The following is a 17,607-nucleotide window of genomic DNA, read 5'->3' on the forward strand; positions in this document are numbered from 1 at the left end:
TCGCTGAGGGTGAAGTCAGCTGCGATTTTGCCTGGGCCTTTGCCCGGTTGGGTAACGTCGCCGCCCGCTGCGGTTTCATTCCAGGTATTACCGAACTCTTTGCCGTCGCCCGTGTGGCCGATCACCGGTGCGTCGTTGGTTGCGGTCAGACGAATCGTCGACGTGGTGGTCGCGATGTTGTTGATCGCACCGCCGTCATCGATGGTGATATCGATGTTGCGGTTGTCGACCACGTTCGGGTTGTGCGACGTGCTGTCGAAGGTGATCGACTGGATCGCGGTTTGGTACTGCTGGGCAGTGCCGCCCTGGAAGACAATGGTTTGACCAGTGATGTTTCCAGCACCGTCTTTGATGAACGTCGAGGTGTATGTCACGCCTGCAGCATCGACCACGGTGAGGAAATCACCCTCGTGGTAGTTGGTCAGAGTGACGGTTGCCGACTTGAGAGTTGTGGTGTCGACATCGCTCAGTGCGAAGTCAGCCGCAATCTTGCCTGGGCCTTTACCTGGCTGAGTCAGATCGCCGTTCGCCGCCGTCTCGTTCCAGGTGTTGCCGAACTCAGTGCCGTTGCCGGTGTGAGCGATGACCGGTGCGTCATTCACAGCAACGACGTTGATCGAACCGTTCAACACAGTGCTCAACGCCGGATCGCGGCCGATGTCCCACGCGCCGCCGCTGTCGGTGACAGTAACGGTCACGCCACGCACGCCAGCAGTCGGATTGTCGCCTGGGCTTTCGAACTTGATCGAATCGATCAGGGTTTTGTAGTCCGCCAGGGACGCGGTGCCGTCGATTTTGAAGGTGACGGTGTTGTCGGTGCCGATGACTTTTTCCACGGTCACGCCGCTTGGCGTGGTGCCGGTGAAGGTCAGCAGATCACCTGCCTGCACGTTGGAGATTTTGACTTCCGCGTGCTGCAGGGTGCTGTTGTCCAGGTCGCTGATGTTCAGGCCGGCGACAACGGATTTCGCAGCATCACCTTCGGTGAAGGTGACGGCAGTGCCGTTGACGGTTGGCGCATCGTTTTCCGGGATGATGTTGATCTTCGAGATCACGGTGCTCACGCCGTTGGCGCTACCGTCGTCGATCGCGATGGTGATCAAGCGCTGGGTCGGATCAGGATTCTGCGACGGTGTGTCGAAGGTGATCGAGCGCAGTACCGCTTGATACTCGGCAGGTGTGCCTGGACCGGTAAGGGTCAGCTTGATCACGCCAGCGGTGTCTGTGTCGTAGCTGACCACGATTTTGCTGTTCGGCGAACCGACGTTCAGCACGTCTTCAGGTTTGGCGTTGGTCAGGGTGACGGTCGCGCTTTTCAGCGTGAGGCTGTCGGCATCGGTCAGCTTGATGTCGCCCGCGATCAGGCCTGGGCCCTGGCCCGGACGTGGAGCGACGCCTTGCAAAGGTTCTTCGACGAAAGTGTTACCGAAGCTGCTGGTGTCGTTGGGGTTTTCATGGCCGACAACCGGTGCGTCGTTCACAGCAACCACGTTGATCGAGCCGTTCAGCACAGTGCTCAACGCTGGATCACGGCCGATGTCCCACGCGCCGCCGCTGTCGGTGACAGTAACGTTTACGCCACGCACGCCAGCAGTCGGATTGTCGCCTGGGCTTTCGAACTTGATCGAATCGATCAGGGTTTTGTAGTCCGCCAGGGACGCGGTGCCGTCGATTTTGAAGGTGACGGTGTTGTCGGTGCCGATGACTTTTTCCACGGTCACGCCGCTTGGCGTGGTGCCGGTGAAGGTCAGCAGATCACCTGCCTGCACGTTGGAGATTTTGACTTCCGCGTGCTGCAGGGTGCTGTTGTCCAGGTCGCTGATGTTCAGGCCGGCGACAACGGATTTCGCAGCATCACCTTCGGTGAAGGTGACGGCAGTGCCGTTGACGGTTGGCGCATCGTTTTCCGGGATGATGTTGATCTTCGAGATCACGGTGCTCACGCCGTTGGCGCTACCGTCGTCGATCGCGATGGTGATCAAGCGCTGGGTCGGATCAGGATTCTGCGACGGTGTGTCGAAGGTGATCGAGCGCAGTACCGCTTGATACTCGGCAGGTGTGCCTGGACCGGTAAGGGTCAGCTTGATCACGCCAGCGGTGTCTGTGTCGTAGCTGACCACGATTTTGCTGTTCGGCGAACCGACGTTCAGCACGTCTTCAGGTTTGGCGTTGGTCAGGGTGACGGTCGCGCTTTTCAGCGTGAGGCTGTCGGCGTCGGTCAGCTTGATGTCGCCCGCGATCAGGCCTGGGCCTTGGCCCGGACGTGGAGCGACGCCTGGCAAAGGTTCTTCGACGAAAGTGTTACCGAAGTTGCCGGTGTTGCCAGCGTTTTCGTGACCGATGGTTGGAGCGTCGTTTACGGCTGTGACATCAATCTGAGCAGTGTGCGAATCAGGCAGGTTGTTGGTGCCGTGAGTATCCGCGTCAACGACTGCAATGGTCACACCGCGAGGGGTGACGTTCGGGTTCTCGCTGCTGTTTGCGTAGGTGATCGAATTGATCAGCTCTTTATAGCTGTCAATCGAAGCCTTGCCGGTCAACTCGATGGTGATAGTGCCGTTGCCGTCATTCACCAGCTTGTAGTGGATGCCGAGCGAGGTGTCGCCTTCGTCGCTGCCGGTGTAGAAGGTCGAGTTCAGGACATCTTCGGCGTGCATGCCGGTCAGCGTGATTTTTGCGCTGGTCAGGTCGCTGCCGTCCTGATCGTTGATGACCAGGTTGGTGACGATTGGCGTAGCGGAACCGTTTTCGGTGTACGAAACGTTGCCGAACGTGATGACCGGAGCGTCGTTGACCGCAACCACGGCGATGGCGCCTGTGTGCGAATCCGGCAGGTTATTGGTGCCGTGAGTGTCCGCGTCAACGACTGCAATCGTCACACCACGCGGGGTGACGCTCGGGTTATCGCTGTTGTTTGCGTAGGTGATCGAATTGATCAGCTCTTTATAGCTGTCAATCGAGGCCTTGCCGGTCAACTCGATGGTGATAGTGCCGTTGCCGTCATTCACCAGCTTGTAGTGAATGCCCAGCGAAGTGTCGCCTTCGTCGGTGCCTGTGTAGAAGGTCGAGTTCAGGACATCTTCGGCATGCATGCCGGTCAGCGTGATTTTTGCGCTGGTCAGGTCGCCGCCGTCCTGATCGTTGATGACCAGGTTGGTGACGATTGGCGTGGCAACACCGTTTTCGGTGAACTCGGAGTTACCGAAAGTGATGACAGGCGCATCGTTAACCGGCGTGACGTTGACGGCGGTGCTGACCGGCGCCGAATCGAGTGCGCCGTCATTGACCACGACCGAGATATTGCGCGGCAGGGTGCCTGGGTTTTCGCTGCTGTTGGCGTAGGTGATCGAGTTGATCAGCGCCTGGTATTCAGCTTTGGTCGCTTCGCCGGTCAGCGTCAGGACAATCTTGCCGTCGACTTCAGCGGTGCTGACAGTAATTTTGTCGTTAGGCGTACCAACTACCAGCGAGTCGCCGGTTTGAGCGCCGTTCAGAGTGACCGAGCCACCTTTGAGCGTAGCGTTATCCACATCAGCCAGTGTGACTTTGCCGTCCAGGGAAACGCCGGTCTGGCCTTCGGTGAAGGAAACCGGGCCTTCGATGGTGGCAGTTGGAGCGTCGTTAACTGGAGTGACGTTAACAGCGGTGCTGACCGGCGCCGAATCGAGTGCGCCGTCATTGACCACGACCGAGATATTGCGCGGCAGGGTGCTTGGATTTTCGCTGCTGTTGCCGTAGGTGATCGAGTTGATCAGCGCCTGGTATTCAGCTTTGGTCGCTTCACCGGTCAGGGTCAGGACGATCTTGCCGTCGACTTCGGAGGTCGAAACAGTGATTTTGCTGTTCGGCGTGCCGACAACCAGCGAGTCACCATCCTGCGCGCCATTGAGCGTGACCGAGCCACCTTTGAGCGTGGCGTTATCAACGTCAGCCAGAGTGACTTTGCCGTCCAGCGAAACGCCAGTCTGGCCTTCGGTGAAGGAAAGCGGGCCTTCGATGGTGGCAGTTGGAGCGTCGTTAACTGGAGTGACGTTAACAGCAGTGCTGACCGGCGCCGAATCGAGTGCGCCGTCATTCACAACGACCGAAATATTGCGCGGCAGAGTGCTTGGGTTTTCGCTGCTGTTGCCATAGGTGATCGAGTTGATCAGCGCTTGGTATTCAGCCTTGGTCGCTTCGCCGGTCAGCGTCAGGACGATCTTGCCGTCGACTTCAGCGGTGCTGACAGTAATTTTGTCGTTAGGGGTGCCAACTACCAGCGAGTCGCCGTTTTGCGCGCCGTTCAAGGTGACTGAGCCGCCTTTGAGCGTCGCGTTGTCGACGTCAGCCAGCGTGACTTTGCCATCCAGCGAAACGCCAGTCTGGCCTTCGGTGAACGCGATTGGCCCTTCGATGGTTGCAGTCGGTGCGTCATTGACTGGCGTTACGTTTACAGCGGTGCTGACCGGCGCCGAGTCCAGCAAACCGTCGTTGACTACGACCGAGATATTGCGCGGAAGGGTGCCTGGATTTTCACTGCTGTTGCCGTAGGTGATCGAGTTGATCAGCGCCTGGTATTCAGCTTTCGTCGCTTCGCCGGTCAGGGTCAGGACGATCTTGCCGTCGACTTCGGACGAGGTGACGGTGATTTTGCTGTTCGGCGTGCCCACAACCAAAGTATCGCCGTCTTGCGCGCCGTTCAGAGTGACCGAGCCACCTTTCAACGTGGCGTTATCAACGTCAGCCAGAGTGACTTTGCCGTCCAGCGAAACGCCGGTCTGGCCTTCGGTGAAGGACACCGGGCCTTCGATGGTGGCAGTTGGAGCGTCGTTAACTGGAGTGACGTTAACAGCGGTGCTGACCGGTGCCGAATCGAGTGCGCCGTCGTTCACAACGACCGAAATATTGCGCGGCAGGGTGCCTGGGTTTTCGCTGTTGTTGCCGTAAGTGATCGAGTTGATCAGCGCCTGATATTCAGCTTTCGTTGCTTCGCCGGTCAGGGTCAGGACGATCTTGCCGTCGACTTCGGACGAGGTGACGGTGATCTTGCTATTCGGCGTACCGACAACCAGCGAGTCGCCGGTTTGTGCGCCGTTCAACGTAACGGAGCCACCTTTCAACGTGGCGTTGTCCACGTCAGCCAAAGTGACTTTGCCGTCCAGCGAAACGCCGGCCTGACCTTCGGTGAAGGAGAGCGGGCCTTCGATGGTGGCGGTAGGCGCGTCGTTCACAGGAGTGACTTTGACGGCGGTGCTGACCGGCGCCGAATCGAGTGCGCCGTCGTTCACCACAACCGAGATGTTGCGCGGTAGGGTGCCCGGGTTTTCGCTGCTGTTGGCGTAGGTGATCGAATTGATCAGCGCCTGGTATTCAGCTTTGGTCGCTTCACCGGTCAGGGTCAGGACGATCTTGCCGTCGACTTCAGCGGTGCTAACAGTAATTTTGTCATTAGGGGTGCCGACCACCAGCGAGTCGCCGGTTTGCGCGCCGTTCAACGTGACCGAGCCACCTTTCAACGTGGCGTTATCAACGTCAGCCAGAGTGACTTTGCCATCCAGCGAAACGCCGGTCTGACCTTCGGTGAAGGACACCGGGCCTTCGATGGTGGCGGTAGGCGCGTCGTTAACCGGCGTGACATTCACAGCCGTGCTAACAGGTGCCGAGTCCAGCAAACCGTCATTGACGACGACCGAAATGTTGCGCGGCAGGGTGCCTGGGTTTTCGCTGTTGTTGGCGTAGGTGATCGAATTGATCAGCGCCTGGTATTCAGCTTTGGTCGCTTCACCGGTCAGGGTCAGGACGATCTTGCCGTCGACTTCGGAGGTCGAAACAGTGATTTTGCTGTTCGGCGTGCCGACAACTAGCGAGTCGCCATCCTGTGCGCCGTTCAGGGTGACCGAGCCACCTTTGAGCGTGGCGTTGTCCACGTCAGCCAAAGTGACTTTGCCGTCCAGCGAAACGCCGGTCTGGCCTTCGGTGAAGGACACCGGGCCTTCGATGGTGGCAGTTGGAGCGTCGTTAACTGGAGTGACGTTAACAGCGGTGCTGACCGGTGCCGAATCGAGTGCGCCGTCGTTCACAACGACCGAAATATTGCGCGGCAGGGTGCCTGGGTTTTCGCTGCTGTTGCCGTAAGTGATCGAGTTAATCAGCGCCTGGTATTCAGCTTTCGTCGCTTCGCCGGTCAGGGTCAGGACGATCTTGCCGTCGACTTCGGAAGTCGAAACAGTGATTTTGCTGTTCGGCGTGCCGACAACGAGCGAGTCGCCATCCTGTGCGCCGTTCAAGGTGACTGAGCCACCTTTAAGCGTGGCGTTATCCACATCAGCCAGTGTGACTTTGCCGTCCAGCGAAACACCGGTCTGGCCTTCGGTGAAGGAAACCGGGCCTTCGATGGTGGCGGTTGGGGCGTCGTTGACTGGCGTGACATTGACGGTAGTGCTGACCGGTGCCGAATCGAGTGCGCCGTCATTGACCACCACCGAGATGTTGCGCGGCAGGGTGCCTGGATTCTCGCTGCTGTTGCCGTAGGTGATCGAGTTGATCAGCGCCTGGTATTCAGCTTTCGTCGCTTCGCCGGTCAGGGTCAGAACGATCTTGCCGTCGACTTCGGACGAGGTGACGGTGATCTTGCTATTCGGCGTACCGACAACCAGCGAGTCACCATCCTGCGCGCCATTGAGCGTGACCGAGCCACCTTTGAACGTGGCGTTATCAACGTCAGCCAAAGTGACTTTGCCGTCCAGCGAAACGCCGGTCTGGCCTTCGGTGAAGGAAACCGGGCCTTCGATGGTGGCGGTTGGCGCGTCGTTGACTGGCGTGACATTCACAGCTGCGCTGACAGGTGCCGAATCCAACAGACCGTCGTTGACTACGACCGAGATATTGCGCGGCAGGGTGCCGGGGTTTTCGCTGCTGTTGGCGTAAGTGATCGAGTTGATCAGCGCCTGGTATTCAGCTTTCGTCGCTTCGCCGGTCAGGGTCAGAACGATCTTGCCGTCGACTTCGGACGAGGTGACGGTGATCTTGCTATTCGGCGTACCGACAACCAGCGAGTCGCCATCCTGCGCGCCATTGAGCGTGACCGAGCCACCTTTGAGCGTGGCGTTATCAACGTCAGCCAGAGTGACTTTGCCGTCCAGCGAAACGCCGGTCTGGCCTTCAGTGAAGGAAACCGGGCCTTCGATGGTGGCGGTTGGGGCGTCGTTGACTGGCGTGACGTTTACAGCGGTGCTGACCGGTGCCGAATCGAGTGCGCCGTCGTTCACAACGACCGAAATATTGCGCGGCAGGGTGCCTGGGTTTTCGCTGTTGTTGCCGTAAGTGATCGAGTTGATCAGCGCCTGATATTCGGCTTTCGTCGCTTCACCGGTCAGGGTCAGAACGATCTTGCCGTCGACTTCGGACGAGGTGACGGTGATTTTGCTGTTTGGCGTGCCGACGACCAGCGAGTCGCCGGTTTGCGCGCCGTTCAGGGTGACCGAGCCACCTTTGAGCGTGGCGTTGTCCACGTCAGCCAAAGTGACTTTACCGTCCAGCGAAACGCCGGTCTGGCCTTCTGTGAAGGAAACCGGGCCTTCGATGGTGGCGGTTGGCGCGTCGTTAACTGGAACAACGCTCACAACCGCATTGACCGGTACGGAGTTGTTCTGGCCATCGTTCACAGTGATCGTGATGTTGCGATCAATCGCGCTTGGGTCTTGGCTGTTGTTGCTGAAGGTGATCGATTTGATCACGGCTTCGTATTCTGCCGCGCTCGCGGCGCCACTCAGTGTCACGACTAACGCGCCATTGACGGTAGCGGTAGTAACAGTGATTGCCGCGTTGCTGCTGCCAACTACAAGCGTGTCGCCGGATTGCGGGTTGCCCAGGCTGACGGTTGCGCCGGTCAGGGTCGGGCTATCGATGTCGGTGATGCGCAGATCGCCAACGATCGGCACGCCGTTGTCACCCTCAGTGAAGGTTGTGGCGAAGTTGGTGCCGTTGGTGTTGTTGTCCAGATCCACTACGGGCAACGCGTCGTTGTCGATGATGGCGGTGGTGACGCTGCCCTGCGTTGGGCTGACTACGATTTGCTCGAAGTTGCCGCCAGTGATGGCGCCAATGGCGACCGTCAGGTTTTCAACGCCTTCAGGAATGGTGTCGTTGATCGTGCCAATGTCGAAGGTCACGCTGCTGGCATTGGCCGGCACTTTGACGCTGACCACTTGGGTGTAATCGCTGCCATCGGCCGCGGTGCCGCTGTAGGTCAGGTTGATGGTGACTTCGGTCTGCGCCGGATTGCTCAGCGTGATGGTGTACGTCGCGCTTTGGCCCTCGATCACGGACGCGCTGCCGGTGATGCTGGCAGTGGTGGTGTCGATGGAGTCAGTAATGCCAACAACAGCCGGCGCCGGATTTGGTACCAGGTTCTCGAAGTTGCCACCAGTTGCGCCGGTGATCGTCGTAGAGATCGTGGTGTTGGTGTTGTAAACATCATTGGCAGGCGCAGGAACGCTGATGCTGCCAGCCGATTCGCCTGCACGGATAACAATCGTTGAGCCGTCGGACAGCGTGACCGTCACTGGCGTTTGTGCCGGGTTAGTCAGTGTCGCGGTGTAGGTGATCGATGTGCCTTCGGTACTTGTTGCGCTGCCCGCCGTCAGAGTGACGGTGGTGGTGTCTGGCGAGTCGGTGATGTTCACGACTGCTGCTGCCGGATTCGGAACCAGGTTCTCGAAGTTGCCGCCAGTTGCGCCCGTGATCGTGGTGCTGATCGTGGTGTTGGTGTTGTAAACATCATTTGCAGGCGCAGGAACGCTAATGCTGCCAGCCGATTCGCCTGCACGGATAACAATCGTCGAGCCATCGGACAGCGTGACAGTCACTGGCGTCTGCGCAGGATTAGTCAGTGTCGCGGTGTAGGTGATCGACGTGCCTTCAGTGGTGGTCGCGCTGCCAGCCGTCAAGGTGACAGTGGTGGTGTCAGGCGAATCAGTAATACCAACAACAGCCGGCGCCGGGTTCGGCACCAGGTTTTCAAAGTTGCCACCAGTCGCACCAGTGATCGTGGTGCTGATCGTGGTGTTGGTGTTGTAAACATCGTTTGCAGGCGCCGGAACGCTGATGCTGCCAGTCGACTCGCCCGCACGGATGGTGATCGTCGAGCCGTCGGACAGCGTGACGGTTACTGGCGTTTGCGCAGGATTGGTCAGCGTCGCGGTATAGGTGATCGACGTGCCTTCGGAGCTCGTGGCGCTGCCGGCAGTCAGAGTAACGGTCGTGGTGTCAGGCGAATCAGTAATACCAACAACAGCCGGCGCAGGATTCGGCACCAGGTTTTCAAAGTTGCCGCCAGTTGCGCCAGTGATCGTGGTGCTAACCGTGGTGTTGGTGTTGTAGACGTCGTTGGCTGGAGCAGGAACGCTGATGCTGCCAGTTGATTCGCCTGCACGGATAACAATCGTCGAGCCATCGGAGAGCGTGACAGTCACTGGCGTTTGCGCAGGATTAGTCAGTGTCGCGGTGTAGGTGATCGACGTGCCTTCAGTGGTGGTCGCGCTGCCAGCCGTCAAGGTGACAGTGGTGGTGTCAGGCGAATCAGTGATGCCAACAACAGCTGGCGCCGGGTTCGGCACCAGGTTTTCAAAGTTGCCACCAGTTGCGCCAGTGATCGTGGTGCTAACCGTGGTGTTGGTGTTGTAGACGTCGTTGGCTGGAGCCGGGACGCTGATGCTGCCAGTCGATTCGCCCGCACGGATAACAATCGTCGAGCCATCGGACAGCGTGACAGTCACTGGCGTCTGCGCAGGATTAGTCAGTGTCGCGGTGTAGGTGATCGACGTGCCTTCAGTGGTGGTCGCGCTGCCAGCCGTCAAGGTGACAGTGGTGGTATCTGGCGAATCAGTAATACCAACAACAGCCGGCGCAGGATTCGGCACCAGGTTTTCAAAGTTGCCACCAGTCGCACCAGTGATCGTGGTGCTGATCGTGGTGTTGGTGTTGTAGACGTCATTAGCCGGAGCCGGAACGCTGATGCTGCCAGCCGATTCGCCCGCACGGATAACAATCGTCGAGCCATCGGACAGCGTGACAGTCACTGGCGTCTGCGCAGGATTAGTCAGTGTCGCGGTGTAGGTGATCGACGTGCCTTCAGTGGTGGTCGCGCTGCCAGCCGTCAAGGTGACAGTGGTTGTATCTGGCGAATCAGTAATACCAACAACAGCTGGCGCCGGGTTCGGCACCAGGTTTTCGAAGTTGCCACCAGTTGCGCCAGTGATCGTCGTAGAGATCGTGGTGTTGGTGTTGTAAACGTCGTTAGCAGGTGCAGGAACGCTGATGCTGCCAGCAGACTCGCCCGCACGAATGATGATCGTCGAGCCGTCGGACAAAGTGACGGTTACTGGCGTTTGCGCCGGATTGGTCAACGTCGCGGTGTAAGTGATCGACGTGCCTTCGGTGCTCGTTGCGCTGCCAGCAGTCAGAGTGACGGTGGTGGTGTCTGGCGAGTCGGTGATGTTCACGACTGCTGCTGCAGGGTTCGGAACCAGGTTCTCGAAGTTGCCGCCAGTTGCGCCCGTGATCGTGGTGCTGATCGTGGTGTTGGTGTTGTACACGTCGTTAGCAGGTGCAGGAACGCTGATGCTGCCAGCAGACTCGCCCGCACGAATGATGATCGTCGAGCCGTCGGACAAAGTGACGGTTACTGGCGTTTGCGCCGGATTGGTCAACGTCGCGGTATAGGTGATCGACGTGCCTTCGGTGGTGGTCGCACTACCAGCCGTCAAGGTGATAGTGGTGGTATCTGGCGAATCAGTAATACCAACAACAGCCGGCGCAGGATTCGGCACCAGGTTTTCAAAGTTGCCACCAGTCGCACCAGTGATCGTGGTGCTGATCGTGGTGTTGGTGTTGTAAACATCGTTTGCAGGCGCCGGAACGCTGATGCTGCCAGTCGACTCGCCCGCACGGATGGTGATCGTCGAGCCGTCGGACAGGGTGACTGTTACCGGCGTTTGCGCAGGATTAGTCAGTGTCGCGGTGTAAGTGATCGTCGTGCCTTCGGTGGCAGTAGCGCTGCCAGCGGTCAGGGTCACGGTGGTGGTGTCGACGGTGTCGGTAATCTGCGTGACCGCAGGCGTCGGATCAGTCGTGACCACAATGCCCGCGCCGCCGGTGGTGCCGGTGACGGTTGTAGAAATCTGGGTTGGATCGATGTACGGCGAATTGTTGCCCGGAATCTGAACGGAAACCGTACCTGTGGTCTGGCCGCCAGCGATAACGATGGTCTGGCCGTTGGACAGCGTGATGTTCAGGTCGGTCGTTGGCGCCTGAGTCACGGTCGCGGTGTAGACCAGTGTCCCGCCGTCTTCGGTCAGCGTTGGCGTCGCGGTGACGCTAAGGGACGAAGCGGTTGCCGGCGTGGTTGTATCAAGAATGCCAGCATCTTGCTGGACGGTGGCTACGCTTTGATTGTCCGGGCCTGCAGTCTGAAAGCCAATGGTTGGATCAACCACGCCAGCCGTTTCGTTGAGCATGACGAAGCTGTGTCCGCCACCGGCATCGCCGCCGCCTGTGCCAGCTTGACCTGCAGCAGTGGCTTCGAGGTCTTTGGTAGGGTCAGCGCCGGCAGCGATGGCTTGCTGCAATTCGGCAACCGACGGCGCGGCCTGGGCGGTGGCTTCCGACAGATTGACGGTGGAGGTCGGGGTTTCCGAGCTCCACTGGCTATCACGGCCCATGTCCAGGGTGCGGCCATCAGGCAGTTCGAGCGTGACCGCTCCTGCCGGGCCAGTCAGCACCTGTTCCCCGGCGAACAACCGGTCCCCCTCGATCAGTACACGGCGAATCCCTTCCGGGGAGACTGCGACTACTTGGCCAACAATGCTTTTGACGATGGCAACAACACTGCTCATTCGGGGAACTCTCCGCGTTTACCGTTCAGTTGGTATCCATGATGCCGTCCGGCTTTTCTATGCCGCTTCATACTGGAGTACGTATTTTTTACACTATTATTTGACGTCAAATAATTAACTGATTGTTTTAATTATTATTTAAGTTTTGACGCCAATTTATTAACACTGGGTTTGCAGTTTGGGAATTAACTTTTAGCCAAACTATTGACCTATTCGGCGACATCCTAAACAATCGCTTCCGTAATGTCACATTGATATTCAATGGAATCGCGTCTTTCTGCTGTGTGATCCCAAGTCCCATTCAGAACACTCCGACAACGGTCCCATTCAATTGCCATTTTTATGATGCGGCGGCTGTACTGCTGCGTTTTGAACAAGAACGTTCTCGGGATCAACCAACATGCGTGCGCACTTCCTTACCGCAATTCCATTCGCTCTCACCGCCAGTCTGGCCCATGCAGAAAGCCTGCCACAGGCCATGCAGAAGGCGATGGATGTGCATCCCGAGGTTCAGGCCGGCGTCAACGCGCGTATCGCTCAGGACTACGCCGTTCGCGCCGCCAAAGGCGGATACCTGCCACGCGTGGACCTCACGGGAGGCTATGGTCGTGCTGGTTCTGATACTCCAAGTACGCGTGCGACCACTGGCAGCAATGACTGGCAGACGCTCAATCGCGGCGAGTCGGCCATCCGCTTGCAGCAAATGCTTTTTGACGGTTTCCAGACCTCCAACGAAGTAGGGCGTCAACAAGCCACCGCCAACTCCCGTGGCTACTCGCTGTTGAACACCACTGAACGTACTGCGCTGACAGTTGCGCAAGTTTATCTGGACGTTCTGACCCAGAGAGAAATGGTCCGCCTGGCAGAAGAGAACTTGAAAAGCCACGAGCGTATTTACGATCAGATTAAGTTGCGCACCAGCCGCGGCGTAGGCCGTATGGCCGACATGGATCAGGCCGATGCGCGTCTGGCTCAAGCACAAAACAACTTGCTGACTGAAAAAACCAATCTTGCCGATGCTCAAACTAACTACTTGAGCGCAGTGGGTGGGTTTCCCGATCAACTGGAAGCGCCATCGCCGGTCATGACCATGATGCCGGCCACCCTTGACGAAGCGCGCCAGCAAATGCTCGAAAACAGCCCTGTGCTGCGTTCGGCCGAGTCCGACATCGCTGCGGCTGAAAAGCAGTACCAGTCAGCCAAATCGACGTTCTACCCACGTTTCGACGCTGAGCTTGGCCGTAACGCCGACAACAACATTGGCGGCGACGAAGGCCACAACAACGGCTGGGAAGCGATGGTGCGCATGCGCTTCAACCTGTATTCGGGCGGCAGCAACAAGGCTGACCTTGAGTCCAAGTCGTACCTGGCATCGCAGGCGCTGGACATCCGCAACAACGCACTGCGTCAGTTGAACGAAGAGCTGGGCCTGGCCTGGAACGCCTACAACAACGCCACTTCGCAGATCCCGATTGCCCAGCAGTACGTCGATCGCACGGCCAACGTGCGCACCTCTTACCAGCAGCAATTCGGCCTGGGCGAACGTACCCTGCTCGACTTGCTCGATTCCGAAAACGAGTTGTTCACCTCGCAGCAGCGTCTGGTGCAGTTGAAGAATCTGCAGCAGTACACGCAGTACCGCATTAAAGCCGACATGGGCGTTTTGCTGAAAAGTCAGGGCGTCATGGCACCGATGGCATCAGTTGTGCAGAACGATATAAAACCGACAGTTCAACTGCCGGGTATGAACTGATTTTTGACGCAATCAGCTTCTCCAACAGTTAGCGATATAAAGAGAGTGTCAGCGTGGATTTGGAATTACCTTCGGTTCAACTAGGCCATGATCCCCGCAGCCAGCACGATGATCCCTTACTGGACGGCCTGCTGACGCTCTGCGCGCTGCACCACAAACCTGCCAGTCGGGCAATGCTGACCACCGGTTTGCCATTGCCCGATCAGCGATTGAGCGCCGATTTATTGCCGCGAGCAGCCGCCCGTGCCGGTTTGCAGGGGCGTTTGCTGCAACGAAAGCTTGATCAGATTCCGTCGATCGCATTGCCTGCGCTGTTGCTGCTCAAGGACGGCCGAAGTGCTGTTCTGTTGAGCTGGAACGACGACAGCGCTCGCCTGCTGCTGAGTGAAAGCGATGGTGGCGAAGTTGAAGTGGCCCGCGAAGTACTGGCCAAGGATTACGGCGGACGGGTGTTCTTCGCCCAACCGCAACATAAATTTGACGTGACCAAAGGGTCGCTCATTCCCCGGGCGAAATCCTGGTTCAAAGACACCCTCAAGCGTTCGCGCTGGTTGTACGCCGATGCGATCGCTGCAAGCCTTGTGATCAACCTGATCGCCTTGGCTGCGCCGCTGTTCGTGATGAACGTTTACGACCGCGTGGTTCCCAACCAAGCCACCGCCACATTGTGGGTGCTGGCCGCCGGCATCTGTGGCGCTTACCTGTTTGACCTGCTGCTCAAAGGCCTGCGCAGTCTGTGCCTGGACCTGGCTGGCAAGAAAACCGACCTGATCATCTCCGCGACGCTGTTCGAACGCATCGTCGGCATGGCCATGAAAAACCGGCCGGCGCGGGTCGGTAGCTTCGCCCAGAACATTCATGAGTTTCAGGGCATGCGCGACTTCTTGACGTCGCTGACCCTGACCAGTCTCATCGATTTGCCATTCACCTTGATCATCTTGCTGGTGATCGCGTTGTTGGGCGGCAATCTGGTGTGGATTCCGATCATTGCCTTCCCGTTGGCGCTGGGCATCGGCCACTTCCTGCAAAAACCGCTGACCGCCACCCTCGAACGCACCATGGCGCTGGGTGCCGAGCGTCAATCCAGTTTGATCGAAACTCTCGCCGGGCTTGATGCGGTGAAGGTCAACAACGCCGAAAGCGAGCGTCAGTATCAGTGGGAACAGACCATCGGCACCCTCAGCCGTCTGGAGCTGCGGGTCAAGATTCTGTCCGGTCTGGCGATGAACATCACGCTGCTCATCCAGCAACTGGCTGGCGTGGCGATGATCTGCTTCGGCGTTTACCAGATCATCGACGGCAACCTCAGCATGGGTGGCCTGGTGGCGTGTTACATGCTCAGTGGCCGCGCGCTGGGCCCGCTGGCTCAGTTGTCCGGTTTGTTAACCCGTTATCAGCAAGCAAAAGTGACCATGGTTTCCGTGGACCAGATGATGGAGCTGCCGCAGGAACGCAACTTCGACGAGCGCCCGCTCAGCCGTCAGGTGCTGCAAGGCGCGATGGAGTTTCGTGGTCTGGACTTCACCTATCCCAATCAGCAGACCCTGGCGCTCAAAGGCATCAGCCTAGTGGTTCGTCCGGGTGAAAAGATCGGCATCATCGGTCGCAGTGGTTCGGGCAAAAGCTCGCTCGCCAAATTGCTGGTCGGTCTTTATCAGCCCGACGCCGGTTCTTTGCTCGTCGACGGCGTGGACATTCGCCAGATCGACGTGAGCGAATTGCGCCACAACATCGGCTACGTCGCTCAAGACATTCAGCTGTTAGCCGGGACCCTGCGCGACAACCTGGTTTCCGGCGCGCGTTATGTAGATGACGAAATGGTCCTGCAGGCCGCCGAACTGGCTGGCGTGCACGAGTTCGCCCGTCTGCACCCACAAGGTTACGAGTTGCAGGTGGGGGAGCGCGGACAGAACCTTTCCGGCGGACAGCGGCAGAACGTTGCGCTGGCCCGCGCCTTATTGCTTAACCCGCCAATCCTGCTGCTGGACGAACCGACCAGCGCCATGGACAACACCGGTGAAGAGCGTCTGAAACAACGTCTGCAGGCCGTCGTCGAGAGTAAGACCGTGATCCTAGTTACTCACCGGGCATCGCTGCTCAGTCTGGTTGATCGTTTGATCGTGATCGACCGTGGTCAGATTCTCGCCGACGGCCCGAAAGCCGCCGTCATGGAAGCGTTGAAGAAGGGGCAGATCAGTGTTGCTTAAGTCAGGTCCGGGACAGTCCGGCGGCGGGATCTTTCGCTATTTTCGTGGTTCTTCTTCGCTGGAAGGGCAACCGCTGCCCGAGGTCGAAAAGGCACTGGTAGACGACGCGCCGCGCATCGTGCGCCTGACCATCTGGGCGGTGATTCTGTTTTTCACGTTCTTGGTGCTCTGGGCCAACTACGCCGTTATCGATGAGGTGACGAAGGGCGAGGGCAAAGCGATTCCGTCGACCAAGGTCCAGAAGATCCAGAACCTTGAGGGCGGCATCGTCGCTCAGATCTACGTCAATGACGGCCAGATCGTCGAGGCGGGCGCACCTTTGATTCGTCTGGATGACACGCGTTTTGCCTCCAACGTGGGCGAAACCGAAGCGGATCGGGTGTCGATGGAATTGCGCGTGGAGCGCCTGAGCGCTGAAGTGGATAACCGGCCGTTGAACCTGTCTGCAGAAGCCCGGAAAACCGCGCCCAATCAGGCCAGTAACGAAGAGTCGCTGTACCAGAGCCGACGTCAGCAATTGGCCGATGAACTGGGCGGCTTGCAGCAGCAGTTGATTCAACGCCAGCAGGAGTTGCGCGAGTTTGCTTCCAAGCAAGAGCAATACCGCAACAGCCTGGGTTTGTTGCGCCAGGAAATCGGCATGTCTGAGCCGCTGGTCAAGCAGGGCGCCGTATCCCCGGTTGAAGTGCTGCGCCTGAAACGTTCGGAAGTTGAAACACGCGGTCAACTCGACGGCACCACGCTGGCGATTCCCCGTGCGCAGGCGGCGATAAACGAAGTGCAGCGCAAGATCGACGAGACCCGAGGCAAGTTTCGCAGTGACGCATTGACGCAACTGAACGAAGCGCGGACCAACCTGAGCAAGGCGCAATCCACGGCCAAGGGGTTGGAAGACCGGGTCAATCGCACCATGGTGACATCGCCGGTGCGGGGCATCGTCAAGCAGATGCTGGTCAACACCGTGGGCGGTGTGATTCAGCCCGGCAGCGACATCGCCGAAATCGTGCCGCTGGACGATACCCTGCTGGTGGAAGCACGCATTCGCCCGCAGGACATCGCGTTCCTGCACCCGGGGCAGGAAGCGATGATCAAGTTCTCGGCGTATGACTACACCATTTACGGCGGGCTCAAAGGCAAGCTGGAGCAGATCGGCGCGGACACTATTCAGGATGAAGAAAAGAAGAACACGTACTACGTGATCAAGCTGCGCACCGACCGCAGCCACCTGGGCACCGATGAGCATCCACTGCTGATCATCCCCGGCATGGTCGCCACCGTCGACATCATCACCGGCAAGAAAAGCGTGCTGAGCTACCTGCTCAAACCAGTGCTCAAAGCACGGGCCGAGGCGCTGCACGAGCGTTGACATGTTGAACTTTGGATCAATCACAGATTGGGGGCTAGCCGAATAAGTGGGAGCGGCTGGCCTCAACACTTCTGATCAAGCAAAAACTGTATTAGCGGCTGGCCTCAACACCTCTGATCAAGCACAAAACTGTATTAGCGGCTGGCTTCAACACCTCTGATCAAGCACAAAACCGTGGGAGCGGACCTGTCCGCGAAGACTGAGTATTGGACGATGAAGATGCATCGGTTGTACCGGCCCCTTCGCGGACAGGTCCGCTCCCACAAGATTTCGACCTGCCTCAAATTTCTGATCAAGCACAAAACTGCATTAGCGGCTGGCCTCAACACCTTCTGATCAAGCACAAAACTGTATTAGCGGCTGGCTTCAACACCTCTGATCAAGCACAAAACCGTGGGAGCGGACCTG

The 17,607-nt window shown here is 58.4% G+C and carries 5 protein-coding genes; 4 read left to right on the forward strand and 1 reads right to left on the reverse strand.

Features of this window, described 5'->3' with window-relative positions; all coding sequences use genetic code 11:
• A partial coding sequence (locus ACWKWM_RS09145; protein ID WP_483845821.1) for a retention module-containing protein occupies nt 1-11,873 on the reverse strand: 11,873 nt, incomplete at its 3' end.
• 400 nt (nt 11,874-12,273) lie between these two features.
• Here ACWKWM_RS09145 and ACWKWM_RS09150 point away from each other — a divergent pair.
• The 4 genes from ACWKWM_RS09150 to ACWKWM_RS09165 form a co-directional block, all read left to right on the forward strand.
• Nucleotides 12,274-13,626 carry a TolC family outer membrane protein gene (locus ACWKWM_RS09150; protein WP_483845822.1) on the forward strand — a complete coding sequence of 451 codons (1,353 nt, stop codon included), beginning with the start codon at nt 12,274-12,276 and terminating at the stop codon, nt 13,624-13,626.
• Between the two features lie 53 nt (nt 13,627-13,679).
• Nucleotides 13,680-15,833 (forward strand): type I secretion system permease/ATPase, encoded by a 2,154-nt coding sequence (locus tag ACWKWM_RS09155; protein WP_483845823.1) that lies wholly within the window; start codon nt 13,680-13,682, stop codon nt 15,831-15,833.
• Nucleotides 15,823-17,199 carry an HlyD family type I secretion periplasmic adaptor subunit gene (locus tag ACWKWM_RS09160; RefSeq protein ID WP_483845824.1) on the forward strand — a complete coding sequence of 459 codons (1,377 nt, stop codon included), beginning with the start codon at nt 15,823-15,825 and terminating at the stop codon, nt 17,197-17,199. The genes ACWKWM_RS09155 and ACWKWM_RS09160 overlap by 11 nt, the downstream gene beginning before the upstream one ends.
• Before the next feature lie 206 nt (nt 17,200-17,405).
• The coding region (locus ACWKWM_RS09165; RefSeq protein ID WP_483845825.1) for a hypothetical protein at nt 17,406-17,607 on the forward strand (202 nt) is incomplete at its 3' end.

It is taken from the genome of Pseudomonas rosaeacicularis (assembly GCF_057128745.1).

What these genes read in the sequence shown, in the direction of transcription:
- ACWKWM_RS09150 (WP_483845822.1), top strand. Translation starts at nt 12,274, where the DNA reads ATGCGTGCGCACTTCCTTACCGCAATTCCATTCGCTCTCACCGCCAGT.